This is a genomic window from Mycobacterium sp. (genome assembly GCF_008709575.1).
GTDB lineage: Bacteria > Actinomycetota > Actinomycetes > Mycobacteriales > Mycobacteriaceae > Mycobacterium.
The window spans coordinates 1-678 of sequence record NZ_VYIK01000377.1 but is presented as its reverse complement, the minus strand read 5'-3'; the positions used below and the strand labels follow the sequence as shown (position 1 = coordinate 678).

The 678-nt window shown below is 65.6% G+C and carries 1 protein-coding gene; it reads left to right on the top strand.

What is annotated here, in order from left to right:
* Positions 1–157: 157 nt before the first annotated feature.
* Positions 158–678 (top strand): tyrosine-type recombinase/integrase (locus F6Q13_RS19050; protein ID WP_293059850.1); only part of this gene is annotated, 521 nt, incomplete at its 3' end.

Here is a 678-nt window from a genome sequence, read left to right as displayed (position 1 = left end):
CGAAGACCATGTCGAAGTTGCGTCACCCCAGCCGTTCCCAAGTCCTGCGCGACTACCTGGACTGACGAAAACCCCGCTTTAACGCTCTGACCTGCGGTTTTACTGGTTTTCTGGCCGTCAAACAGTTAGCACAGCGGCCTTAGTTAAGATAGTGGTCATGCCGCGCCGCCCCGCCGCACCACCTGACCTGCACACCTTGCTCGACTCCTGGGAGATATCGCTGCGCGCCGAACGTAAAAGCGACCAGACGGTCAAGTCCTACGGCGACGGCGTGCGCCGCTACCTGACCTGGTGCCACACCAGCGGCCACCCCGCGGCCCTGGACCGCCGCCAACTCACCGCCTGGATCGCCGACCTGCTCGACGCCGGTGCGCAACCCGCCACCGCTGCGGCCCGCCAGCTCGCCGTACGCCGCTTCTCCGCCTGGCTCACCGACGAAGGCGAACAAGACACAGACCCGCTACTCGGCGTCAAAGCCCCCAAACTGGACACCAAGGTCGTTGAGCCGCTCACCGACGAGCAGATCACCGCGCTGATCCGCGCCTGCCGCGGCAAAGAGTTCCGTGACATCCGCGACGAGGCCATCGTGCGGCTGATGGTCGAGACCGGTGTGCGCGCCGGCGAACTGTGCGCGCTGGCCGTCGCCGACATCAACCTACACGACGGCCTGGCCGTTGT